This is a genomic window from Plantactinospora mayteni (assembly GCF_016862935.1).
Taxonomy (GTDB): domain Bacteria; phylum Actinomycetota; class Actinomycetes; order Mycobacteriales; family Micromonosporaceae; genus Plantactinospora; species Plantactinospora mayteni.
Window position 1 is genome coordinate 1 of sequence record NZ_BONX01000067.1, and the last position, 23586, is coordinate 23586.

The 23586-nt window shown below is 72.1% G+C and carries 19 protein-coding genes and 1 pseudogene; 8 read left to right on the forward strand and 12 right to left on the reverse strand.

Going from position 1 to position 23586, the window contains the following annotated elements; genetic code table 11:
• The coding region (locus Pma05_RS38980; protein WP_239314073.1) for an RNA-guided endonuclease InsQ/TnpB family protein at positions 1 to 912 on the reverse strand (912 nt) is incomplete at its 3' end.
• 122 nt (positions 913 to 1034) lie between these two features.
• Between Pma05_RS38980 and Pma05_RS38985 the strand changes: the two genes are divergently transcribed.
• Both Pma05_RS38985 and Pma05_RS38990 read left to right on the forward strand, forming a co-directional pair.
• Positions 1035 to 1796, forward strand: a complete 762-nt coding sequence (locus tag Pma05_RS38985) for an SDR family NAD(P)-dependent oxidoreductase (RefSeq protein WP_203862568.1) — start codon at positions 1035 to 1037, stop codon at positions 1794 to 1796.
• 129 nt (positions 1797 to 1925) lie between these two features.
• Positions 1926 to 4427 (forward strand): beta-glucosidase family protein, encoded by a 2502-nt coding sequence (locus tag Pma05_RS38990; RefSeq protein WP_203862569.1) that lies wholly within the window; start codon positions 1926 to 1928, stop codon positions 4425 to 4427.
• 104 nt (positions 4428 to 4531) lie between these two features.
• On the opposite strand, the gene Pma05_RS38995 is transcribed toward Pma05_RS38990, so the two are convergent.
• From Pma05_RS38995 to hrcA, 3 genes are all read right to left on the reverse strand, one after another.
• Complete coding sequence (locus Pma05_RS38995) at positions 4532 to 5275, reverse strand: 16S rRNA (uracil(1498)-N(3))-methyltransferase (RefSeq protein WP_203862570.1); 744 nt, start codon at positions 5273 to 5275, stop codon at positions 4532 to 4534.
• Positions 5276 to 5371: 96 nt separating this feature from the next.
• On the reverse strand, positions 5372 to 6508 hold the full coding sequence (dnaJ, locus tag Pma05_RS39000) for a molecular chaperone DnaJ (protein WP_203862581.1): 1137 nt from the start codon (positions 6506 to 6508) through the stop codon (positions 5372 to 5374).
• A 66-nt stretch (positions 6509 to 6574) separates the two neighbouring features.
• Positions 6575 to 7597 carry a heat-inducible transcriptional repressor HrcA gene (gene hrcA / locus Pma05_RS39005; RefSeq protein WP_203862571.1) on the reverse strand — a complete coding sequence of 341 codons (1023 nt, stop codon included), beginning with the start codon at positions 7595 to 7597 and terminating at the stop codon, positions 6575 to 6577.
• A 277-nt stretch (positions 7598 to 7874) separates the two neighbouring features.
• On the opposite strand from hrcA, the gene Pma05_RS39010 reads away from it, so the two are divergent.
• A complete protein-coding gene (locus tag Pma05_RS39010; RefSeq protein ID WP_239314075.1) occupies positions 7875 to 8603 on the forward strand; it encodes a DUF4870 domain-containing protein in 729 nt (242 codons plus the stop codon).
• 104 nt (positions 8604 to 8707) lie between these two features.
• Here the strand turns inward: Pma05_RS39010 and hemW are convergent, their stop codons facing one another.
• Entirely contained in the window at positions 8708 to 9931 is a 1224-nt protein-coding gene (gene hemW / locus Pma05_RS39015) for a radical SAM family heme chaperone HemW (RefSeq protein WP_203862572.1), read from the reverse strand.
• Positions 9932 to 9948: 17 nt separating this feature from the next.
• On the opposite strand from hemW, the gene Pma05_RS39020 reads away from it, so the two are divergent.
• The 3 genes from Pma05_RS39020 to Pma05_RS39030 all read left to right on the forward strand — a co-directional run bounded on the left by Pma05_RS39020 (position 9949) and on the right by Pma05_RS39030 (position 12823).
• Positions 9949 to 10734 carry an enoyl-CoA hydratase-related protein gene (locus Pma05_RS39020; RefSeq protein ID WP_203862573.1) on the forward strand — a complete coding sequence of 262 codons (786 nt, stop codon included), beginning with the start codon at positions 9949 to 9951 and terminating at the stop codon, positions 10732 to 10734.
• A 77-nt stretch (positions 10735 to 10811) separates the two neighbouring features.
• Complete coding sequence (locus tag Pma05_RS39025; protein WP_203862574.1) at positions 10812 to 11672, forward strand: hypothetical protein; 861 nt, start codon at positions 10812 to 10814, stop codon at positions 11670 to 11672.
• A 209-nt stretch (positions 11673 to 11881) separates the two neighbouring features.
• On the forward strand, positions 11882 to 12823 hold the full coding sequence (locus tag Pma05_RS39030; protein WP_239314076.1) for a phytanoyl-CoA dioxygenase family protein: 942 nt from the start codon (positions 11882 to 11884) through the stop codon (positions 12821 to 12823).
• A 367-nt stretch (positions 12824 to 13190) separates the two neighbouring features.
• Here Pma05_RS39030 and Pma05_RS39035 read toward each other — a convergent pair whose 3' ends face one another.
• The 4 genes from Pma05_RS39035 to lepA form a co-directional block, all read right to left on the reverse strand.
• Positions 13191 to 13952 carry a hypothetical protein gene (locus tag Pma05_RS39035; protein WP_203862575.1) on the reverse strand — a complete coding sequence of 254 codons (762 nt, stop codon included), beginning with the start codon at positions 13950 to 13952 and terminating at the stop codon, positions 13191 to 13193.
• Between the two features lie 242 nt (positions 13953 to 14194).
• On the reverse strand, positions 14195 to 14482 hold the full coding sequence (locus Pma05_RS39040) for a GlsB/YeaQ/YmgE family stress response membrane protein (RefSeq protein WP_203862576.1): 288 nt from the start codon (positions 14480 to 14482) through the stop codon (positions 14195 to 14197).
• A 77-nt stretch (positions 14483 to 14559) separates the two neighbouring features.
• Positions 14560 to 15117: an NUDIX hydrolase gene (locus tag Pma05_RS39045; RefSeq protein ID WP_203862577.1), complete on the reverse strand. Its 558-nt coding sequence runs from the start codon at positions 15115 to 15117 to the stop codon at positions 14560 to 14562.
• Complete coding sequence (gene lepA / locus Pma05_RS39050) at positions 15114 to 16994, reverse strand: translation elongation factor 4 (RefSeq protein WP_203862578.1); 1881 nt, start codon at positions 16992 to 16994, stop codon at positions 15114 to 15116. Before lepA ends, Pma05_RS39045 begins: the two co-directional genes overlap by 4 nt.
• Before the next feature lie 204 nt (positions 16995 to 17198).
• On the opposite strand from lepA, the gene Pma05_RS39055 reads away from it, so the two are divergent.
• Positions 17199 to 18182 (forward strand): phosphotransferase family protein, encoded by a 984-nt coding sequence (locus Pma05_RS39055; protein WP_203862579.1) that lies wholly within the window; start codon positions 17199 to 17201, stop codon positions 18180 to 18182.
• Positions 18183 to 18401: 219 nt separating this feature from the next.
• Positions 18402 to 18668, forward strand: coding sequence for a 30S ribosomal protein S20 (gene rpsT / locus Pma05_RS39060; RefSeq protein WP_107263302.1), 267 nt, complete (start codon positions 18402 to 18404; stop codon positions 18666 to 18668).
• A 706-nt stretch (positions 18669 to 19374) separates the two neighbouring features.
• Here the strand turns inward: rpsT and Pma05_RS39065 are convergent.
• The 3 genes and pseudogenes from Pma05_RS39065 to Pma05_RS39075 form a co-directional block, all read right to left on the reverse strand.
• Positions 19375 to 19680, reverse strand: a pseudogene (locus tag Pma05_RS39065) (hypothetical protein); the annotation flags it as partial.
• Between the two features lie 14 nt (positions 19681 to 19694).
• Entirely contained in the window at positions 19695 to 20669 is a 975-nt protein-coding gene (gene holA / locus Pma05_RS39070; protein ID WP_203862580.1) for a DNA polymerase III subunit delta, read from the reverse strand.
• 354 nt (positions 20670 to 21023) lie between these two features.
• A complete protein-coding gene (locus Pma05_RS39075; RefSeq protein WP_239314077.1) occupies positions 21024 to 23582 on the reverse strand; it encodes a ComEC/Rec2 family competence protein in 2559 nt (852 codons plus the stop codon).
• Between the last annotated feature and the right edge of the window lie 4 nt (positions 23583 to 23586).

The following is a 23586-nucleotide window of genomic DNA, read 5'->3' on the forward strand; positions in this document are numbered from 1 at the left end:
CAAGCCACGGTCGACCAGTTCCCGCTTCGCGGCGCCGATCGCCGCGTCGGCGGCCTTGCGGGCCATCCGGGACCTGGCCAGGAATGTCGGTTTGAAGTCCTCGACCGCAATGGTGGCGTGGTTGTCGACGATCTTCTTCGCCCAGACGCGGGCGTCGTGGGTGTTCTGCCGGGTCGCCCTCTTCGCGATCTTCGCCGCCTGGCGCTTGGCTCGCAGGTAGCCATTCGACGGCTTGACACCCCTGGGGCCCCGACGGCGGCTCATTCGGCGCTGGAGTTTGGCCAGTTCGGCGGCACACCGTTTGCGGTGGCCGTGGTGTGGCAGGTCGTAGGCCGGATCCGTCGTGGTCGCGGTCGTGGTGACACCCCAGTCGACACCGATCGCACCCTCGGCCTCCGGTGCGGGTGTGATGTCGCGGCGGACGACGAAGGAGGCGTACCAGTACCCGAGCGAGTCCTGGTAGATCCGGACGCTGGTCGGATCGGACGGCAACTCGCGGGACCAGACGACCGGAACGCTGACACCGCCGGGCAGCCGCAACCGACGGTCGCGGATCGAAAACCCCCGCGTGGTGTATTCGAGGCTGGGCAGAGAGTCCTTACGCCGCTTCGGTCTCGGCCGGCCCCGCCCCTTCACCTTGAAGGAGTACCGAAGGGCGAGAGCGTAAGTACGCAAAGTCTGCTGCTGCGCAACCTGAGACCCCTCCCGCAACCACGACGAGCGAGCCCGCGCCTCGGTCAGCAGCTTCGACAACTTGCCAAAGGTCGGCCTACGCCCGGTCTTGTACTGGTGGACGGCCTCGTTCCACAACCAGCGACACCGCCCCCACTCGGCCAACAGTGCAGCCCCCGCAGTCACGCCGGGACGCAACCGGAAGGTGTACCGCACCGTCTCGCCCACACCCGCAAGCATCCCAGCCGCATCCGACACTTTCGCCCACACAGAGGAGTCGACACCATGCCGACAACCAACAACACCCCTGACCGCCCATTCCTCGCCATGGCTGAAGCCAGGGGTTTCTCGGGCGGCTCTCGATGACTGGACGAGCGGTGCTGGTGACGGGGGCGTCCCGGGGAATCGGGCGGGCGGTGGCGGTGGCCTTCGCCGCCAGCGGCGATCGGGTGGCGGTGCACCACCGCGACTCGGCCCCGCTGGCCGAGCAACTCGTCGCGGCCCTGCCCGGCGAGGGGCACGTGCTGGTCCGGGCCGACCTCGCCGACCCGGACGAGGTACGCGCGATGGTCGACGACGCGGCCGACCGACTCGGCGGACTCGACGTACTGGTGAACAACGCCGGGGTCTTCGGCAGCGCGGACGCCGGGCACCCGATCTTCGACTCCTCCTACGAGCAGTGGCAGCAGCAGTGGCGCCGGACGCTCGACGTCAACCTGCTCGGCGCGGCCAACACCATCTGGTGCGCGGCCCGGCACCTGCGGGACCGGGGCGGCCGGATCGTCAACGTCTCGTCCCGGGGCGCGTTCCGGGGCGAGCCGACCCAGCCGGCGTACGGCGCCAGCAAGGCCGGGCTGAACGCGCTCGGCCAGTCCCTCGCGGTGGCCCTGGCCCCGTACGGCATCGCGGTCGCCACCGTCGCGCCCGGCTTCGTCGAGACCGACATGACCAACGAGCACCTCAAGGCGCCGCGCGGCGACGCGATCCGGGCACAGAGCCCGTTCAACCGGGTCGCCCAGCCGGAGGAGATCGCCGCCGCCGTGCACTGGCTGGCCTCGCCCGAGGCGGAGTGGGCCTCCGGCACCATCGTGGACCTCAACGGCGCCTCCTACCTGCGCACCTGACCCACGCCCAGCCGGCCCGGACGACACCCGGCGACGACGTACCGGGGTCGGGAGCGAATCCGGCGGGCGGCGGGCGAGGGCTCCGACTGGCAGGATGATCGATATCTTGCCGGTGGAGGGAGCGCGACGATGGCGGTGGATCGGCGGGACGCGACGGCAGTCGGCGGAGACGACGGGGCGACGATCGGCCGAGACGGCGGGTCGACCGTCGGCGGAGACGACACGGGACTCGAACGGGCGCTTGGCGCGCTCGACCTGGAGACCAAGGTCCGGCTCCTCTCCGGTCAGGACTTCTGGACCCTGCCGGCCGTACCCGCGATCGGGCTCGACCCGCTGGTGATGTCGGACGGCCCGATCGGGGTACGCGGCGTCCGCTGGACCCCGGACGACCCGTCGATCGCGCTGCCCAGCCCGACCGCGCTCGCCGCCACCTGGGATCCCGAGCTGGCCCGGCTGGCCGGCCGGGTACTCGGCGCCGAGTGCCGACGTAAGGGCATCCACCTGCTCCTCGCCCCCACCGTCAACCTGCACCGCAGCCCGCTCGGCGGCCGGCACTTCGAGTGCTATTCGGAGGATCCGCTGCTCAGCGCCGAGATCGGCGTCGGCTACGTCACCGGCGTGCAGGACCTCGGCGTCGGCGCCACGGTCAAGCACCTGGTCGCCAACGACTCGGAGACGGAACGGATGACCGTGGACGTCCGGGTCTCCGAGCGGGCGCTCCGGGAGGTCTATCTCGCCCCGTTCGAGCGGATCGTCGGCGCCGGGGTCTGGGCGGTGATGGCCGCGTACAACGGGGTCAACGGGCACACCATGACCGAGCACGCGGGGCTGCTCCGGGACCTGCTCAAGGACGAGTGGGGCTTCGACGGGATCGTGGTCTCCGACTGGACGGCGGCGAGGAGCACCGAGGCGTCCGCGAACGCCGGGCTCGACGTGGTGATGCCGGCCGCCGGCGATCCGTGGGGCGCCGCGCTGGTCGCCGCCGTCCGCGCCGGCACCGTCGCCGAGGCGGAGGTGGACGAGAAGGTACGCCGGGTGCTCCGGCTCGCCGGCCGGGCCGGGCTGCTCGACGGCGTACCCCCGGCGGTGGACCCGGCCGACCGGCCGTCCCCGCCGGACGGCGCCACCCTGGCGCACACGGTGGCGGTCCGGTCCTTCGTGCTGGCCCGCAACGACGGCGACCTGCTGCCGCTCGATCCGGGCCGGCTGCGCCGGGTCGCGGTGCTCGGCGCGCTCGCCGACGACGCGCGGATCCAGGGCGGCGGCAGTGCCCTGGTCGCACCGCCGCACGTGACCTCCCCGCTCGCCGGACTGACCGCCGCGCTCCCCGACACCGACCTCGGGTACGCGGTCGGCGCCGACCCCCGGCTCCGGCTGCCGGCGGCCGGCGGGGTGGCCTGGACCCCGATCACCGCGACGCTGCGCGACGCCGACGGTCGGGAGCGCTACCGGGCGGAGCTGGACCGGGCGACGGTGCGCTGGATGGGCGACCTGCCGGACGGGCTGCCGCCGGACGAGTTGGCCAGCATCGACCTCACCGCCGTGCACACGCCGCTGCGCAGCGGCACCGCCCGGCTCGCGGTCGAGGGCTTCGGGGTCTTCACCCTCACCGTGGCCGGCACGGAAGTCTTCGCCGGCCCGCTCTACGACCCGGCCGAGGAGCCCGGCACGGTCTTCCGGGCCACTGTCGAGCGCCGGTTCGAGGTCCCCGTCCGGGCCGGCGAGCCGGTCGAGATACGGCTCACCCGGCGGATGGTCGAGGGCGACCACCCGGGCTTCGTGTCGTGCACCCTCGGGCACGCCGAGCCCACGGTCGCGTCGGAGGACGACCTGCTCGACGAGGCGGTCCGGACGGCCGCCGGGGCCGACGTGGCGGTGGTGGTGGTCGGCACCACCGAGGAGGTCGAGTCGGAGGGTTTCGACCGGAACACGCTGGCGCTGCCCGGCCGGCAGGACGAGCTGGTCGCCCGGGTGGCGGCGGTCAACCCCCGGACGGTGGTGGTGGTCAACGCCGGCTCACCGGTGCTGATGCCCTGGGCCGAGGAGGTGGCGGCGATCCTGCTCACCTGGTTTCCCGGCCAGGAGGCCGGTACGGCGCTCGCCGACGTGTTGCTGGGTCGGGCGGAACCGGGCGGACGGCTGCCCACCACCTGGCCACGCCGGCCGGAGGACTGCCCCGCGCTGTCCACCACCCCGCTCGACGGGGTGCTCGACTACCTCGACGAGGTCTTCGTCGGCTACCGGGGCTGGCGGGCCGCCCCGCTCTTCCCGTTCGGGCACGGGCTCGGCTACACCGACTGGGCGTACGAGGCGTTGGCCGTCGAGGTCGGGCCGGCCGGGCCGGTCGCGGTGGTCACGGTCCGGAACGCCGGTCGCCGCCCCGGCCGCGAGGTGGTGCAGGTGTACGTCGGCCCGGAGGTCACCGAGCCGGACCGTCCGGCCCGCTGGCTGGCCGGCTTCGCCGCTGCCGAGGCACCTCCCGGCGAGGCGGTGACGGTACGGGTGCCGCTGCCGGCCCGTACCTTCCAGGTCTGGGAGCCGGACGGCTGGCAGACCCGTACCGGCCGCTACCGCGTCGAGGCGGCCCGCAACGTCGCCGACCTACGCCTCACCGCCCCCCTCGACCTCTAACCCGCGCCGCTGTGGCGGGCGGCCCAAGATTCTTGGCGATCTGTGGTTGGCCGCGCACCACAGATCGCCAAGAATCTTGAACAGTCCTCCCCCGACGTCGGTCGTCACCAGCGGGCGAGGCGGGTGGAGAGGACGGCCAGGGCGGCGACGCCGGCGGTGGAGGTACGTAGCACCTCGGGTCCGAGCCGGACCGGCACGGCACCGGCCGAGGCCAGCGTCGCCAGCTCGGTCGGGGAGACGCCGCCCTCCGGACCGACCACCAGCACGAGGTCGCCGGTCGACGGCAGCTCGGCGGTGCCGAGCCGGGCCTCCGCCTCCTCGTGCAGCACGAATCCGGCCGCCGCGTCGGCGATCCGCCGGGCCACCGCCCGGGTCGACTCGTCCGGCGCCTGTGCCGAGCCGGCGACCGTCGGCAGCCAGGGTCGGCGGGCCTGCTTGGCCGCCTCGCGGGCGGTCGCCACCCAGCGGTCCCGGGCCCGGGCGCCCCGGTCGCCGCGCCACTGCGCCACCGAGCGTTCGGCCGCCCAGGGCACGATCTCGTCCACCCCGACCTCGGTCATCGCCTGCACGGCCAGTTCGGCCCGGTCGCCCTTGGCGATGCCCTGCACCACCACCAGGCGCGGGTCGGGCGGGTCGACGTACCGCCGGGAGGTTACCGAGGCGGTCAGGGTGCCCCGGCCGACGGCGGTGACCACGGCGGTCAGGGTGCCGCCGCGCCCGTCGGCGAGCAGCAGTTCCTCACCGGTACGCAGCCGCTGCACGGTCGCGGCGTGGTGCCCCTCCGGACCGTCCAGCGTGACGGAGTCGCCGGACGGCAGCGACTCGACCAGGAACAGCGGCGCGCTCACGGCGAGCAGGTTAGCGGGTTAGCCGGTCGCCCCGCCGGTTCGGCTCGCCGGCCGGACGACGCGCGTTCCGGCCGACGAGTCGACGGGTCGCGCCCGTCAGGCGTGGCCGTTGAAGGCGTCCCGCATCCGGGAGAAGAAGCCGCCCTGCTTGCTCAGCTCGGCGACCTCCTCGCCCCGGGTCTTGGCGAACTCGCGCAGCATCCGCTCCTGCTCGGCGTCGAGCTTGCTCGGGGTACGCACGTCGAGGTGCACGTAGAGGTCGCCCCGGCCGGTGCCGCGCAGGTGGGGCACGCCCCGGGCGCGCAGCCGCAGCGTCGAGCCCGGCTGGGTGCCCGGCTTGACGTCGACCGGCTCCTCGCTGTCCAGCGTCTTGATGGTCAGCCGGGTGCCGAGCGCGGCGGCGGTCATCGGCACGGTGACCCGGCAGTGCAGGTCGTCGCCCTTGCGGGAGTAGACGTCATGCGGTCGCTCGTGGATCTCCACGTAGAGGTCGCCGGCCGTACCGCCGCCGGGGCCGACCTCGCCCTGCTGGGCCAGCCGGATCCGCATGCCGTCCTCGACCCCGGCCGGGATCTTGACGGTCAGCGACCGGCGGGTACGCACCCGGCCGTCACCGGCACACGTCGGGCAGGGATGCGGGATGACCGTGCCGTACCCCTGGCAGACGGTGCACGGCCGGGACGAGACGACCTGGCCGAGGAAGGTGCGCTGCACCGACTGCACCTCGCCCCGCCCGCCGCACGCCTCGCAGGTGGCGAGATGCGTGCCGGCCGCCGTGCCGGCTCCGGAGCAGGTGGTGCAGAGCACCGCGGTGTCCACCGCGATCGGCGCCTCCACCCCGAACGCCGTCTCGTGCAGGTCGAGTTCGAGCCGCAGGATCGCGTCCGCCCCCGGCCGGGTACGCGGACGCGGTCCCCGGGAACCACCCGCGGCACCGAAGAACGCGTCCATGATGTCCTGGAAGCCGACGAACGGTCCGCCGGCACCACCCGGGCCGGCCCCGGGGCCGCCACCGGGGGCCAACGGGTCGCCGCCGAGGTCGACGATCTGCCGCTTCTGGTCGTCCGAGAGGACCTCGTACGCGGCGTTGATGTCCTTGAACTTCTCGTGTGCCTCCGGATCCGGATTAACGTCCGGGTGGTACTGCCGCGCCAGCTTTCGGTAGGCACGCTTGATGTCGTCGTCGGAGGCGTCCCGGCTGACGCCGAGAATCCCGTAGTAGTCCTTGGCCACTGCGTTCCGTGTCCTCATGTCTGTCTCGCGTTACCGTCCGCCGGTCGTCAGGGATGAGCTTGGTGGTCAGTTCTGCGCCAGCACGTCGCCGACGTAGCGTGCCACGGCCCGCACCGTGGCGATGGTGCCCGGGTAGTCCATCCGGGTGGGGCCCAACACGCCGAGTCCGCCGACGATGGTCGTACCCGGACCGTATCCGGTGCTGACCACCGAGGTGGCCCGCAGATTGTCGATCTCGTTCTCGTCGCCGATCCGCACCTGGAGGGTGTTCGGTTCCACCTCGCCGATCAGCTTGAGCAGGATGACCTCCTCCTCCAGCGCCTCGAGGATCGGTCGCAGCGAGCCCTGGAAGTCGAGCAGCCCGCCCCGGGTCAGGTTGGCGGTGCCGGCCAGCGCGATCCGCTCCTCGTGCCGCTCGACCAGGGTCTCCAGCAGCACCGTGGCGAGCGTGGTCATCGCCGGGCAGAGCCCGGGGGTCACCTCGTCGACCAACGCCTGGACCAGCGGCGGGGTGTCGGCGAGCCGCCTGCCGCCGAGCCGCTCGTTGACCAGCCGGCGCAGGTCGGTCACGTCGTCGGCGGTGATCGGGGTGGGCAGCTCGACCAGCCGCTGCTCCACCCGGCCGGTGTCGGCGATCATGACCAGCATCAGCCGGGTGGTGGAGATCGGCACCAGCTCCAGGTGCCGGACGGAGGAGCGGGCCAGGCTCGGGTACTGCACCACGGCCACCTGCCGGGTGAGCTGGGCGAGCAGCCGGACCGTACGGTGCACCACGTCGTCGAGGTCCACCGCGCCGATCATGAAGCGCTCGATCGCCCGGCGCTCGGCCGGGGTGAGCGGCTTGACCCGGGAGAGCCGGTCCACGAAGAGCCGGTAGCCACGATCGGTGGGGACCCGGCCGGCACTGGTGTGCGGCTGTCGGATGTAGCCCTCCTCCTCCAGCACGGCCATGTCGTTGCGGACGGTGGCCGGGGAGACCCCGAGCTGGTGCCGCTCGACCAGGGCCTTGCTGCCGACCGGTTCCTGGGTGGCGACGTAGTCCTCCACGATCGCGCGCAGCACGTCGAGCTTGCGGTCGTCGAGACCCATCCTCACCTCCCTGCGACGTCCCGGCCCCCGAGGGGCGACCACGACGGTCGGGCCAGGTCCGCCCTGGCACTCGACTGTAGCGAGTGCCAGTCTACGACCAAGGCCTACCCGACGCGATGATCGTTTGGAAGGGCTATCCGAACCCGGACAACAGGCTTGCCAGCACACCCTACCCCGGTGGGCCTAGCAGGTACGGTCGGCCATTGTCCAGATTCAATCGTGATTCATCCGCGGCGGCGGCTGGCGCCGGTTGAGCCGGAGTCCTACCGTGACCTCCATGACTGAACCGCCTCGCCCTCCCGGAGAATACGGCGGTCCGACCCCGGACCCGACCGCCCCGATGAATCCGGGCCAATACCCGACGCCCGGCGAGGGGTACCCCCCGCCGGCGGCGCCCCAGTACGGTGTGCCCGGCACGCCCCCGCCGACCTCCGGCGGCGGCACCTACCCGACCTCCGGCGGCGGGACGTACCCGACGTCAGGTGGCGGGACCTATCCGACCTCCGGCGGCGGCTATCCCCCGCCCGGCGGCGGCTACCCGCCGGCCGGTGGTTACCCACCCCCCGGTGGCGGTTACCCGCCGCCCGGCGGCCAGCCCCCGGGCGGCTACCCCGGTGCCGGCTACCCGCCGCAGGGCGGCTACCCGGGCACCCCGTACGGCGCCCCGGCACCGTCCGGCTACGCCAACAGCGACGAGAAGACCTGGGCCCTGATCGCGCACTTCGGCGGCATCGTGCTGGGCTTCATCGCCCCGCTCGTCGCAATGCTGGCCAAGGGCAACGAGTCGCCGACCGTACGCGCACACGCGGTCGAGGCGCTCAACTTCCAGATCACCTGGGGCATCATCCTGATCGTCTCGTCCATCATCGGGGCCTGCACCATCGTGCTGTTCTTCCTGCCGTTTGTCGCCTGGGTGGTGGTGCTGATCTTCTCGATCATCGCCGGCATGAAGGCCAACGAGGGCGTGCTGTACCGCTACCCGATGTCCATCCGGATGATCAAGTAGTACCGAGCCGACAACGCTTCGATGGCCCGTGCCGGATCCGGCGCGGGCCATCAGGCTCTCCGGGCCGCAGGGTCCGCCGACGCGGGCCTGACCGGCGGGCCAGGTCAGGGCAGCAGGTCCCGGACCACCGCGTCGGCCAGCAGCCGCCCGCGCAGGGTGAGTACGGCCCGCCCCGCCTCGTACGCCGCCCCGTCCAGTAGCCCCGTGTCGCGGGCCCGGGCCGCGCCCATCCGCCCCGGGTCGTCGAGGATCGCCAGCGGCAGCCCGGCGGCGAGCCGGAGCCGGAGCAGCACCTCCTCCACCCGCCGCTCCTCCGCCGAGAGCACCTCCCGGGCCTGCCCCGGGGACTGCCCCGCACCGAGTCGGGCCGCGTAGCTCGACGGGTGCTTCACGTTCCACCAGCGGACCCCGCCGACGTGGCTGTGCGCGCCGGGCCCGAGGCCCCACCAGTCGCCGCCGGTCCAGTAGAGCAGGTTGTGCCGGCAGGCCGCGGCCGGCGTACGGGCCCAGTTGGAGACCTCGTACCAGGAGAAACCCGCCTCGGCGAGCGCTGCCTCGGCAGTCAGGTAGCGGTCCGCCGCCACGTCGTCGTCCGGGTACGCCAACTCGCCGCGCCGGATCCGGGCGGCCAGCCGGGTGCCGTCCTCGACGATCAGGGCGTACGCGCTGACGTGGTCGACCCCGGCGGCCAGCACCGCCTGGAGCGACGCCGCGAAGTCCTCCGCCCGCTCCCCCGGCGTCCCGTAGATCAGGTCCAGGTTGACGTGGTCGAAGCCGACCTCGCGGGCCTCCCGCGCGGCCTCGGTCGCCCGGCCGGCGGTGTGCCGGCGGTCGAGGATCGCCAGCACTCCCGGTGCGGCCGACTGCATGCCCAGCGAGATCCGGTTGTAGCCGGCGGCCCGCAGCTCCTTGAGCGACTCCCGGGTCACCGACTCCGGATTCGCCTCCGTACTGACCTCGGCGTCGGCGGCCAACCCCCAGGTCCGGTCGATGCCGTCGAGGATCCGGGCCAGGTCGTCCGGGGGCAGCAGGGTGGGTGTGCCGCCGCCGACGAAGACCGTGTCGACCCGGGCCGGCGGCCGGTCCCCGAGCACCCGGTCCGCCAGGCGCAGCTCCGCGAGCACCTGGTCGGCGTAGCCGTCCCGGCCCGCCGAACCACCGAGTTCGGTCGCGGTGTACGTGTTGAAGTCGCAGTAGCCGCAGCGGCTGGCGCAGAACGGCACGTGGACGTAGACGCCGAAGCCGCGCTCACCCACTGTGGCCAGGGCGGCGTCGGGCAGCGCCCCGTCGACGGGTACGGGCTCGCCCGCTGGGAGCACTCCAGGCATACGACTAGTGTGCCGGCATGACCTCAGCCCCTGATCCGCTCGTCCGGGTCTCTACCACGCACGGAGTGACAACTCTCACCCTGGACAGCCCGACCAACCGCAACGCGCTCTCCAGCACCCTGCTCCGGCAACTGCTCGACGCACTGGGCGCGGCGGCGGCGGACGACGACGTCCGGGTGGTGGTGCTCTCGCACACCGGGCCGGTCTTCAGCTCCGGTGCCGACCTGAAGGAGACGGCGGCGGCGTACCGCGAGGGCACGGTGCCGGTGGCGATGCTGGGCGACGTACTCGCGGCGATCTGGGAGTGCCCGAAGCCGGTGGTGGCCCGGATCGGCGGGCCGGCTCGGGCCGGTGGCCTCGGCCTGATCGCGGCGGCCGACATCGCGATCTGCGCCCAGGAGGCGACCTTCGCGTTCACCGAGGTACGGCTCGGGGTGGTCCCGGCGGTGATCTCGGCGAGCGTACTGCCCCGGTTGCAACCACGGGCCGCCGCCGAGCTGTATCTGACCGGGGACACCTTCGACGGCCGTCGGGCGGCCGAGATCGGCCTGGTCACCACGGTCACCACGGCCGAGGCGCTGGACGAGACGGTCGCCTCGTACTGCCTGGCGCTGGTCCGGGGTGCGCCCGGCGCGCTGGCCGGCGCGAAGGAGTTGCTCCGGCGCGGCTCGGCGGAGAGCTTCCGGGCCGACCTGGCGGAGCTGCGCGACCTGTCGGTGCGGTACTTCCACTCCGCGGAGGGGCGCGAGGGCGTTACGGCGTTCGGTGAGAAACGGCCCGCTCGGTGGGTACCCGGTAGCTGACTCCGCCCTGACCTGGCCTCGGCCGGGTCCGGATTTTGGGCGGTCGAAGTAGGCTGTGTCCGACTATCGGTCAGGGGGTGGCGGTGCGGACTCGGGCCATGGTGGCGGCGGGGGTGGCGCTCGCGGCGGTTGCCGGCTTCGGTGTCTACCTGGGCGCCCGCGAGTTCGGGCACACCCTGCCGATTCCCACCGCCGCCCCCGGCTGTGTGGTCGAGGCGGACGGCCGGGTCACGCTGAACGCCGAGCAGATGGCGAACGCCGCGACCATCGCCGCGGTCGGCGTCCGGCGCAACATGCCGGAGCGGGCCGTGGTGGTGGCGCTGGCCACCGCGTTCCAGGAGTCCCGGCTGCGCAACCTGGCCGGCGGTGACCGGGACTCGGTCGGGCTGTTCCAGCAGCGCCCGAGCCAGGGCTGGGGCAAGCCGGAGCAGATCCAGGATCCGCGCTACGCCGCGACCAAGTTCTACAACGCGCTGAAGAAGGTCCGTGGCTGGGAGCAGATGGAGGTCACGGTCGCGGCGCAGCGGGTGCAGCGGTCGGCCTATCCGCGGGCCTACCAGCAGTGGGCGGACGAGTCCGAGGTGCTGACCCGGGCACTGCTGGGCAATGCCACCGGCGCGGTGGCGTGCACGGTGGGCCGGAAGCCGGCGATGCGCGGTGACGCGGCGGCAACGGCGCTGACCGCCGGGCTGAAGCTGGACTGGGGCCGGCTGGAGACGTCGGTTCCGGCCGAGTCGACCGGTCTGGCCGTACCGACGACGGATCCCCGGGTGGGCTGGCGCTACGCGCACTGGTTGGTGTCGCACGCCGACGACCACGGGGTGAAGACGGTGCGCTTCGGCGACCTCCAGTGGACGGCTGACGGCGGCAGCTGGGCCCCGGTCAAGGGCGTACCGCCGACCCCGCATCAGGTGGTCGCCGAGGTCTTCACGGAGTGAGCGGCGATTTCGTTGCTTGACCGGGCCGTCGCTGACTGCCAGTGATTGCACAAACGGGCAGACCGACCCGTACACCCCCATTTTCCGGCTGATTTATTGCTCTGTGTCAGAGCCCGGCTGCCCTGCGTACCTCCGGACGACCGGCGCCGACCACACCGCCGAGCGCCGGGATGCGGGTCTTGCCGAGGGGGCTACGATCGGCAGCCTGTGTGCTCAGAAAGAGTTTCACCCTATGGGGAGGGGACGCGGTGTTCGACTACGGCGGCCGCACTGGCTACGAGCCGATCAGTGACACGGATCGCAAGGAGTTCCACGAGCAGGGCTTCATGTTGCTCCGCAACGTCCTGACCGAGGACCACCGCGCGGCTCTGGAGGCGGCGGTCGACCGGGTCTACGCCGAAGAGAAGGCGGCCGGCAACACCACCAAGGACGGCACGCTGCACCTGCTGGGCTTCCTGGAGCGGGACGAGCTCTTCGGCGAGCTGCTCACCCACCCGATCGCGTTCCCCTACATGTGGGGTCTCGCGGGGTGGAACATCTACACCCACCACAACCACCTGGACGTCACGCCGCCGGCACTGGAGCCGGAGAAGCCGTACTGGGGCTGGCACCAGGACGGCTACCGGCAGAACTCGGACCCGGAGACGATGGATCCGAACCTGCCCCGGCCGATGTTCTCGCTCAAGGTGGCGTACGTGCTCTCCGACCTGTCGGAGAAGGGTCGCGGGGCGACCAAGGTCATCCCGGGTAGCCACCTGTGGAACTCGCTGCCGCGCCCGGCCGACCTGACGGTGCACAACCCCGACCCGGAGGGCACCGTCGAGATCACCGCCAACCCCGGCGACGCCTTCATCTTCGACCGGCGCCAGTGGCACTCCCGGTCCACCAACCTCTCCTCGATCACCCGGAAGATGCTCTTCGTGGGCTACACCTACCGGTGGATCCGGCCGCTGGACGAGCTGCACCCGGACAAGGACGGCGGGTGGTACCAGAACCGGACCCCGGTGCAGCGCCAGCTACTCGGCGAGGGTACGCACACCGCCAACTACTGGGGCATCAACTGGAACGGGTACGTCGACGACGAGATCCCGCTGCGCAAGGAACTGAAGGAGCGCGGTCTGCTCGACCGCAGCATCCCCTGGCTGCGCTGATTCGCTGACCCGACAGCGGCGGTTCCGCCGGTCCAGCCGGGCCGGTGGGGCCGCCGCATTTGTCGCGGGCGATCGGGGTCAGCGCCCCGGGGTCGTCGCCGACCGTTCTTCCCGTCCTGTCCACGGGACCCTTTGCATAATGCGGTGAGCGTATAACCCTGGGTAATTCTTCCGGCGTATTGGCAGTCTTACCGACGCTCAGGGAAAGTGACATGGAACCCGCGACACGGTCGAGCCGTTCGACCGGTCGGGTGGCCGGCGACGGGAACCGGCCGGTGACTATTCGACCCGCCGGTGGACGGCCAACGTGGCGGAATCGCCACACCATTCATGTTCGGCCGATCGTCCGGCCCACCGTTCGGTCGGGCTAGACCAGCCGACCGGACATCTGGTAGACGTCCAGCAGAAGTGCCCAGAACTCGTTATTCAACGGTTGACCATCGTCGTTGGTCAGCCGGTGCGCCGGACACTTCATGGTCGGGCTCGGCACCTCGACACCGTGCGGCGGGACGCTGCCGAACCGGATCTTCCGCTGGCCCTCCGGGCCGACGGCCCGGAACTTGTCGGGCCCGATCCGGAAGGCACCCCGGACGATGTCCGCGACCGTGAACCTCGGGTGCTGGATCTCCGTCGGGTCGCCCGTCAACTGCCGCATCCGGGCCGTCTCCTGCTGGTCGTGCAGGACGGAGAGGCTGGCCAGCATGGAGGTGCTGGCCCGCAGCGTGCGCTCCAGCTCCGCCCCGGCCAGGCCCAGGGTCTCCCGCCCGTACGTCAGCGCGGACTCCAGACAGATCAACGCCTCCAGCATGGCGAGGCTGATGTTGCGCTTGAACTTGTGTCGCAGCGAGGCCGCCAACTCCTCGGCACCGGCACCGGGGCGCGGCACGAGCTGGTCCTCCCAGACGACCGCATCCTGGTGTGCGCCGACGACCGTGACGGCGCGCTCCAGCACCGGCGTCGGGTCTGCGAACATGTCGTCCACCAGGTCCCGGAAAAGCTGGTCGAGGCTTTGTAGATTGTCGACGAGATCGCGGCCCGGTGCGGTACGGCGCAATTCCGTCAGCGCATCTGAATCCCGCAGCGCGGAGAACCACTCTTCGACCAGAGGGGTGTACGCCTCAAGGTACAACGCGACCTTGGGGTGCCGATCCGAAAGCTGTAGAGGTGACAACCTTACGCTTCCCGGGAGAGAGTCCGTGGACACTTACAGAGCGTAACATGCTGGAGATCATCCGAGCAAATGCGAATAACGATCACACTATAGGTGATGGCGGCTAGTCGATCACCATAGTCGATCGTACGGCCGCGGTGAATTTTCGGCAGGGGCGCCGGCCGAGTCGGCCAACGCCCCTTGCCAGCGGGAGCGGGGGCTCAGTACCGGCTGATTCGCCGACGGCGGCCGGCTCCGGATACCAGGGCGACCGCGACGGCGGCCAGTACGACCTGGATCAGCAGCTCCATCCAGTCGATGCCGGGCGTCACGGTCGCGATGCCGGCGGCCCGGGCAATGACCGTGCCGAGCAGCGCGGCACCGACCCCTATCAACATGGTCAGCCAGATCGGCATGTCCTGGCGGCCTGGTACGACCAGACGACCGAGGGCGCCGATGACGAGGCCGACGATGAGCGCGGTGATGATACCCCAGACGGTGAGTTCCACGGCCGTCCTCCTTCGGATGCGTCACGCGTTGTCGTGGTGACTGCTAGGTGCCCGAAGGCCCGGAAACTCAAACCGACCTACCCGCCCAGACGTCGCACCGCGTCCCGAACCGCCGCATCCATCGTGGCGAAGGCCAGCGGGGGTGGATCCACCAGGGAAAACCAGCTCAGCTCGGCAGACTCGGCCGGATCGAGTACGACGTGCGGGTCGTCCAGGGTGGCCAGATAGAAGTTGTCGAGGACCGGCAGGATCTCGTCCTGGAACTCGTAGCTGCCGACGTACATGCCGAGGTGGTCGCCAAGGGTGATCGACACTCCGAGTTCCTCGCGAGCCTCCCGCACCGCCGCCTCCGCCGGGTGCTCAAAGCCGTCGCAGAACCCGCCGGGCGTCTCCCACCTGCCGCGCATCGGTTCCGCCGCCCGGCGCAGGGCCAGGAAGCGCAGGTCCGGGCGGCTCGGCTCCGCCACCGCACCGTCCGGCGGATCACGGTCCAGGATGACGAGCCCGACGGTGGGGCGGGCGTTGACGAAGAGCTGGTAGCGGCACCGGGCGCAGGTGGTCGGGGCGGGGCCGGGCAGTGCGGCCGCGCACCGGGGGCAGAAGGACGCGCCGGGGCCGTACCCCCGGGGAATCACTTCTTGCCGCCGCCCTTGGTGTCGCCGGAGTCGCCGGTGGAGAGGGCGGCGATGAAGGCCTCCTGCGGCACCTCGACCCGGCCCACCATCTTCATCCGCTTCTTCCCCTCCTTCTGCTTCTCCAGCAGCTTGCGCTTCCGGCTGATGTCACCGCCGTAGCACTTGGCCAGCACGTCCTTGCGGATCGCCCGGATGGTCTCCCGGGCGATCACCCGGTTGCCGATCGCCGCCTGGATCGGTACCTCGAACTGCTGCCGGGGAATCAGCTTCTGCAACTTCGCCGCGATGTTGACGCCGTAGTTGTACGCCTTGTCCTTGTGCACGATCGCGCTGAACGCGTCCACCGGCTCGCCGTTGAGCAGGATGTCGACCTTGACCAGGTCGGAGCGCTGCTCGTCGGTGGGCTCGTAGTCCAGCGAGGCGTAGCCCTTGGTACGGCTCTTGAGCTGGTCGAAGAAGTCGAAGATGATCTCGGCGAGCGGCAGCGTGTAGCGCAGCTCGACCCGGTCGGCGGAGAGATAGTCCATCCCCTGCAACGAGCCGCGCCGCCCCTGGCAGAGCTCCATCACCGCGCCGACGTAGTCGTTCGGGGTCAGCACGGTGGCCCGGACCACCGGCTCGTACACCTCGGCGACCTTGCCCGTCGGGTATTCGCTCGGGTTGGTGACCGTGACCTCGTTGCCGTCCTCCAGGCCCACCCGGTAGACCACGTTGGGTGCCGTCGAGATCAGGTCGAGGTTGAACTCGCGTTCCAGCCGCTCGCCGATGATCTCCAGGTGCAGCAGGCCGAGGAAGCCGCAGCGGAAGCCGAAGCCGAGCGCGGCCGAGGTCTCCGGCTCGTAGCTGAGCGCCGCGTCGTTGAGCTTCAGCTTGTCGAGCGCGTCCCGCAGCGCCGGATAGTCCGACCCGTCGATCGGGTAGAGACCCGAGTAGACCATCGGCTTCGGGTCCTTGTAGCCGCCGAGCGGCGCGCCCGCCGGCCGGGCGTTGATGGTGACGGTGTCACCGACCCGGGACTGCCGGACGTCCTTCACGCCGGTGATCAGGTAACCCACCTCGCCGACCCCGAGCGCGCCGGCCTTCTGCATCTCCGGGGAGATCACGCCGAGTTCCAGCAGCTCGTGCACGGCCCCGGTGGACATCATCTTGATCTTGTCGCGTGCCTCGATCCGCCCGTCGATCACCCGGACGTACGTCACCACGCCCCGGTACACGTCGTAGACGGAGTCGAAGATCATGGCCCGGGCCGGGCTCTCCGCCTCGCCGACCGGCGGCGTGAACTGGCGGACGATCTCGTCGAGCAGGTACGGCACGCCCTCGCCGGTCTTGCCGGAGACCCGGATGCAGTCGCTCGGATCCCCGCCGATCAGGTGCGCCAGCTCCTCGGCGTACTTGTCCGGCTGGGCGGCCGGCAGGTCGATCTTGTTGAGTACGGGGATGACGTGCAGGTCGTTCTCGAGCGCCAGATAGAGGTTCGCCAGGGTCTGCGCCTCGATACCCTGGGCGGCGTCGACCAGCAGGACCGCCCCCTCGCAGGCGGCGAGCGACCGGGACACCTCGTAGGTGAAGTCCACGTGCCCAGGGGTGTCGATCATGTTCAGCACGGCGTGCTCGCCCTGCTGCTCGCCCTCCCGCACGGTCCACGGCATGCGGACCGCCTGGCTCTTGATCGTGATGCCGCGCTCCCGCTCGATGTCCATCCGGTCGAGATACTGGGCACGCATCTGCCGGGGGTCGACCACGCCGGTGAGCTGCAACATCCGGTCGGCCAGCGTCGACTTGCCGTGGTCGATGTGGGCGATGATGCAGAAGTTCCTGATCCGACCGGGGTCGGTGGCACCAGGGGAGTTCGCGCCGGAGTCGGGCGTCGGTGGCACGGCGGTCCGTTCTGCTTGGCTGACGACGATGGGCTTTCTATGTTCCCATGCCGCCCGGGGTGCCCGGTCGAGGCCGCCGGATCACCGCCGCGAGTTCCGTCACCCCGCCCCGAGTTCGCAGCCGCGGGCGGCGGCGGGCGACGCGGTCACCGGGGGCGTGCCGAAATCCCGGCGACGCGACCGGACCAGGGCAGACTTGGTGGCATGGCCACCATCTCGGTACCACCCCGACCGTACGACGCGACCGCCGTACGGCCGGGCTGGGCCGATCTCCCCGCCGACCTGCGGGCCGCGATCAGCGCCCGGCTGGGCGCCCGGGTCAACTGGGCCAGCACCGCCGGTGGCGGGTTCACCCGAGGGTTCGCCGGGGTGTTGCAGACGGTGGCCGGGGACCGGATCTTCGTCAAGGCGGCGTCCCTGGTCGACCAGCGACACCTGAGCGACTGGTACGCCCGGGAGGCGGCGATCACCGCCGTACTGCCGGCCGGGCTCGCCGTCGCCCGCCCCCGCTGGACGCTGACCGCCGCCGGGTACCACGTGATCTGCCTGGACGCCATCGACGGCCGGATGCCGGGGCTGCCCTGGACGCCGGCCGAGCTGACGGCGACCCTCGGCACGTACGCGACCGTCGCGGCGGCGCTCCGGGAGCCCTCGGCCGAGCTGGCGGCGCTCGGCGTACCCCGGCTCGCCGACCTCGCCCGGGCGGACCTGGCCTGGTGGGCCGAGCTGGCCGCCGGCCGGGAGACGCTGCCGGACGTTCCCGCCGTCGCCCGGCACCGGCTGCCCGAACTCGCCACGCTGGAGGCCCGGCTGCCCGGGTACGCCGACCTCCCGTCGATGATCCACGGCGACCTGAGGGTGGACAACGTACTGGTGGACCCGGCCGGGACCGCCTGGCTCTGCGACTGGACGTGGCTCTGCTACGGGCCACCCTGGTTCGACCTGGCCAGCCTGCTGGTCACCGGGTACGCCAGCGGGCTGGACGCCGACGCCCTGTTCGCCACCCATCCGGCGGCGCAGGACGCTCCGGCCGACGGGCTGGACGCCGCGCTCGCCGCGCTGTCCGGATACTGGCTGATCCGCGCGGCGGCCGGCCCCGGCACCGGCTCACCGCACATCCGGGCGCACCAGCGGTGGAGCGGCGAGACCGCGCTCGGCTGGCTGGCCGAGCGCCGGGGATGGCACTGAGCTGGCGGCGAACCGCAGCGGGGACGGCACGGAACTGGCGATGGACCGCAGCGGGGACGACCGAGCCGCGCCGGCGACCGCAGTGAGCTGTTTTGGCCCTGGCGGGGCGTACCTGGTAACGTGGCTCTTCGCGCGTGCCGACACGGCCGCACTCTGACGTGCGTCGTCGCCCGCGCATCAAGGCAAACGTAACCCTAGCTACCAGGACGAGGCTGTCGCGTGGCGAACATCAAGTCCCAGATCAAGCGCAACCGGCAGAACGAGAAGCGCCGGTTGCGTAACAAGTCGGTCAAGTCGTCGCTGAAGACCGCCATCCGCAAGTTCCACGAGGCGACCGAGAGCGGAGACAGCGCCAAGGCGACCGAGCTGATGCGGGACGCCTCGCGCAAGCTCGACAAGGCGGTCAGCAAGGGCGTGATCCACCAGAACCAGGCGGCGAACCGCAAGTCGGCGATCGCCAAGCGGCTGGAGTCGCTCTCCGCCTGACGGCGGAACACCACACACCTCTGACGTGTGGCCCCCGAGCCGGCCGGCTCGGGGGCCACACGTGTTCTTCCAACGCGGGTTCTTGCAACGCGCGTGCTTCTGCCGGGTGTTCTTCCAACGCGAGCCGTAATCGGTGCTCTTCCAACGCGTACCGTCACCCGTGCGCTTCCAACGCGAGCCGTTACCGGTGCTCTTCCAGCGCGAGCCGCTACCGGTGCTCTTCCAACGCGTACCGTCACCCGTGCGCTTCCAACGCGGGTCGTTACCGGTAGCGGCGTCTGGCCGACTGCCGGCCGGTGTCGACCGGATCCTGCCGGGAGAGCCAGCGTCGGTCCGGTCGCTGGTCGAGGCGTTCGGCCAGCCCGCCGTTGCGGGCCCGAGCGGCTGTGCCGGTGGCGGGTGCCGGGGCGGCCTGCCGGGTCTGCGGCAGTCCGAAGCGCAGTCGGCGCGCCTCCTGCCCCGTGGCATCGCCGGCCCCGCCGCCGTCCGCCCGGGCCGGTGCGGCCGAGTCGAGACGGGGTCGACGCCGGCCGCCGAGTTCCAGCCGGGCCCGGACCACCGCCGTCATGCTGAACGGGCGGGCGACCAGGAACCGGGCCGGCAGCCGATTGCCCGAGGCGGTCCGGCGGGCCGGGGCATCGGAGGCGTCGGAGGCGGGAGCGGTCAGCCGGTGGGTCTCTCCGGACTCGACCAGCGACCGCCTGGGCACGCTGGCCCGGCCGATCGCCGGCTGGATCTGCCGACGGAACCGTTCCCGTTCCTGGGCGGGCACCCGGGCCGCCGAGCGGTCCACCGCCGCGGCCACCACGTCGTTGACCTTCACCATGACCGCGACGGTCGCGGGCAGGACGAGTACGCCCCACCAGTTGACCAGCTCGGCGAGCGCGAGCAGCAGGCCGAGGGCCACGGTGCCCTCGAAGAAGACGAAGCAGAGCATCCCGCCCGGATCGACGTGCCGGAGCCGCAGCACGCGGGCGTACAGCGGTCGTAGCCGCTCCTCGTCCGCCGGCATTGCCGTCGCCGTGGTCATCGCGATGCGCTCGCCCTGCGGGCGGCCGCGACCGCGACCACGGCACGTTCCAGGGCGTACCCCCGGTCGTCGGAGCCGCCCTTGACGGCGGCGTTGCACTCGGCGGCGGCGTACATGGCGTCGGCCAGCCCTTCCGGGGTCCAGCCCCGGCCGACCCGTTGCGCCTTCTCGACCTTCCACGGTGGCATGCCCAGGCTGCTCGCCAACTGGTAGGCGCTGCCCCGGCCCGCCGAGCTGACCCGGGCCACCGTCCGCACCCCGTCGGCGATGGCGTCGGCGATCGGCACCGGGTCCACTCCGACGTGCAGCGCCCAGCGCAACGCCTCCAGGGCACCCGGCACGTCACCGGCGATCGCCGCGTCCGCGACCGTGAACCCACTGACCTCGGCCCGCCCCCGGTAGTACCGGGCCACCGTGTCGACGCCGATCCGCCCGTCGGTGTCGGCCAGCAGTTGGGAGCAGGCGGAGGCGAGTTCGCGCAGGTCGTTGCCGACCGCCGCGATCAGCGCCTCGGCCGCGTCGTCGGTGCACCGGCCGCCGCCGCGCCTGATCTCGTCCCGGACGAACGCGACCCGGTCCCGGTGGCCCTTCAGCCTCGCCGCCGGGATCACCTCCGCACCGGCCGCCCGCAGCCCGTCGGCAAAGGCCTTGCCCTTGGCCGCGCCGAGGTGCGCGACCACGAGCTGCACCTCCGGGTCGGGATTCTTCGCGTACGCCAGCAGCGCCGCCACCAGGTCCTTCTTCGCGTCCTGTCCAGCCCGGACGACGAGTATCCGCCGACCGCCGAACAGGGACGGTCCGAGCAGTTCGGCGATCTCCCCCGCCCCCAACGCGCCCGCCTCATGGTCGTGTACGTCGACGTTCGGGTCGGCGGCTCTGGCCGCGTCGACCACTCCGGCGACCGCTCTGGTGGCGAGCAGTTCTTCGTCACCGAGCACGAGTACGACGGGGGCGAGGCTAGCGGGGGTCACGAGGTCATCGTCGCACGTGGCGTGCGTCCATCGGGCCTGGTCACCCGGCTCGGTACGGCTGACCCCGCACTTAGTGCAAATCCAGACATTTATCTTAACCCTGGCATTCCACGCCAGTGGTTGTGATGACCGGATCCGAGCCTACCGCCGCAACCGGCGGCCACGGCGTTCCACACGCCACACGCATCGGCGGGTCCTGGTCCTCTCTTCTGGTCGAGCCGTGCACCTCGTCGACCCGGACGTGCATCGGCGCGACCAGCCGGAGACCATCGGATGGACGGGGCGATGGCATCGGGTGGACGGGTCGGGGTCATCGGGTGGACGGGGCGAGGTCACCGGGTGGACGGGGCGGAGTCACCGGGTGGACGGGTCGCCGGGGTCGAGGCCCCGAACCGCCACCGACAGCCGTCCCCCGCCCGGCCCGACCACCGCCAGATCCCCGTGCTGGTCGGTTCGCAGCACCCGGGCGCCGGACCGGGACAACCGGGCCAGCACCCCGGCATTGGGGTGCCCGTATCCGTTGTCGACACCGACCGGCACCAACGCCACCGCCGGACGCACGGCGTCGAGGAACGCCGGCTCCTGGTACGCCGAGCCGTGGTGAGCGAGTTTCAACACGTCCGCCCGGAACTGGGCGACCGGCACGAGGTCCATTAGGGCCTGCTGCTCCTCGGTCTCGGCATCCCCGGTGAGCAGGATGCTGACGCCGTGCACCTCGGCGCGCAGGACCAGCGAGTTGTTGTTCGGATCCGAACGGGTGCCCCGGATCGGATGCGGCGGGCCCAGCAGGGTCAGCGCCACCGGGCCGGCCGCGTAGGCCCAGCCGGCACCGACCGCACCGACCGGTACGCCGTTCGCGCCAGCGGCGCGCTCGACGGTGCCGCGTCCCTCGGCCGGCTCCGGCCACTGCGGTACCACCACCGCGTCCACCCGCCGTCCCCGGAAGACTCCGTCCACCCCGTCCACGTGGTCGGCGTGGAAGTGGCTCACCACCAGCAGGGACACCGCCCGTACGCCGAGCCGGCGCAGGCAGCGGTCCACCGCACCGGGATCCGGACCGGCATCCACCACCACCGCCCGGCCGGCGCCGACCGGCAGTACCAGGCTGTCGCCCTGACCCACGGCACAGGCGGCGACCACCCAGCCGGCCGGTGGCCATCCGGTGGCGACCATCCGCACCGGCAGCGCACCGACCACCACGGCAGCGGTGACGACCGCGACGAGCCGGCGGACCAGTGGCCGACGGGTGGCGATCAGCAGTGCCACGGTCAGGGCTCCGAGTAGCAGCCCACCGGCCATCCCGTCCAGCCAGGGCAACGTGCCGGCCGGCAGGCGGGCGCCGTAACGCGCCACCAGGACGAGCCACCACGCCGGCCACCCGCCAAGCCACGCCACGCCCTCCGCACCGGCGGGCCAGACCGGCGACAGTACCGCCGCCGTCACCCCGAGCACCGTGGCGGGCGCCACCGCCGGCACCGCGAGCAGGTTGGCTGGTACGGCCACCAGGCTGATCGTGCCGGAGAGTCCGGCCACCACCGGCGCGCAGGCCAGTTGTGCCGCCGCCGGAATGGCCAGCGCCTCCGCCGCACCGGCCGGTACGCCCCGACGCCGCAGCGCGTCCCGCCACCGGGGAGCGAGCAGCAGCAGACCGCCGGTGGCGAGTACGGAGAGCGCGAACCCCGCGTCGCCGGCCAGCTCCGGATCGACGACCACCAGTACGGTGACCGCGCCGGCCAGCGCCGGCAGGGCGGCCCGGGGTCGGCCGACGGCCAGCGCCAGCAGACCGATCGCCCCCATCGTGCCGGCTCGGACGACGCTGGGCGACGGCCGGGCCAGGATGACGAAACCGACCAGCGCGATTCCACAGAGGACGGCGGCGAGCCACGGCCCGGCCCGAGCCCACCGGGCCAGCAGCAGCACCAGCCCGACCACGATCGCCACGTTGGACCCGGAGACCGCCGTCAGGTGGGTCATGCCGGTGGTCAGGAAATCCTCCTCGACCGCTGGTTCCAGCCGACTGGTGTCGCCGACCACCAGCCCCGGCAGCAACCCGCCCGGTTCGCTGGGCAGCGGCGCACAGGCCCGTTGCAGCCCGGCCCGCAACGAGCCGGCCACCCGCTGCGCCCAGGACGGGGTGCCGCGCAGCACGGGTGGAGTACTGACCGTCAGCACGGCGGCGGTGAGGTCCCCGCCGCGCGGCGCCGCCAGCCGCCCGGTGGCGGTCACCCGCTGACCGGGCAGCAGCCCACGCCAGCCCGGATGGGTCGCCAGCACCAGGACCCGGGCCGGCACGCTGACCCTGTTCCCCTCCTCCTCGGCCACCCAGGCCAACCGGGCCGACAACAGAAAGGTCGCCGGCCGCCCGACGACACCGCCGATCGACCGTGGATCGTCCCGGACCACCAACTCGGCGTCGACCCTGGCCCGTGCCTCGGCCAACTGGCTGACCGGCGGGGCGTCCCGCACTCCCAGCCGGGCGGCCGTGGCCACGCTGCCGCAGACCACCCCGAGCAGCACGGTGACCACCACCCAACCGTGCCGGTCCAGCGCAGCGGGCACCCGGCGGGCCGGCCGGCGCGACAGGTCCGGCCGGCGAGACAGAGCCGGCCGTTGTGCCAGAGCCAGCCGGCAGGACAGGGCCAGCGCGGTGCCGCCGGCCAGTGCCGTGACCAGCACAGTCGGGCCCGTGCCGAGTTGGAGCGCGGCCAGCGCCGACAGCCAGGCCCCCACCGCCAGCCCGGCCAGCCGCAGATCCGGCGACCGCCGAGGGTCGTCCGCCAGCTCCGGAACGCCGTCGGTCGCATTGCGCGGGCTGACCGTCGGATCTCGCGGACTGGCCGTCGCATCGCGTGCACCGGCTGTCGTTTCGCGTCCAGTCGTCGTCGCGTCGCGGGCACCCGTCATACCGTGCACAGCC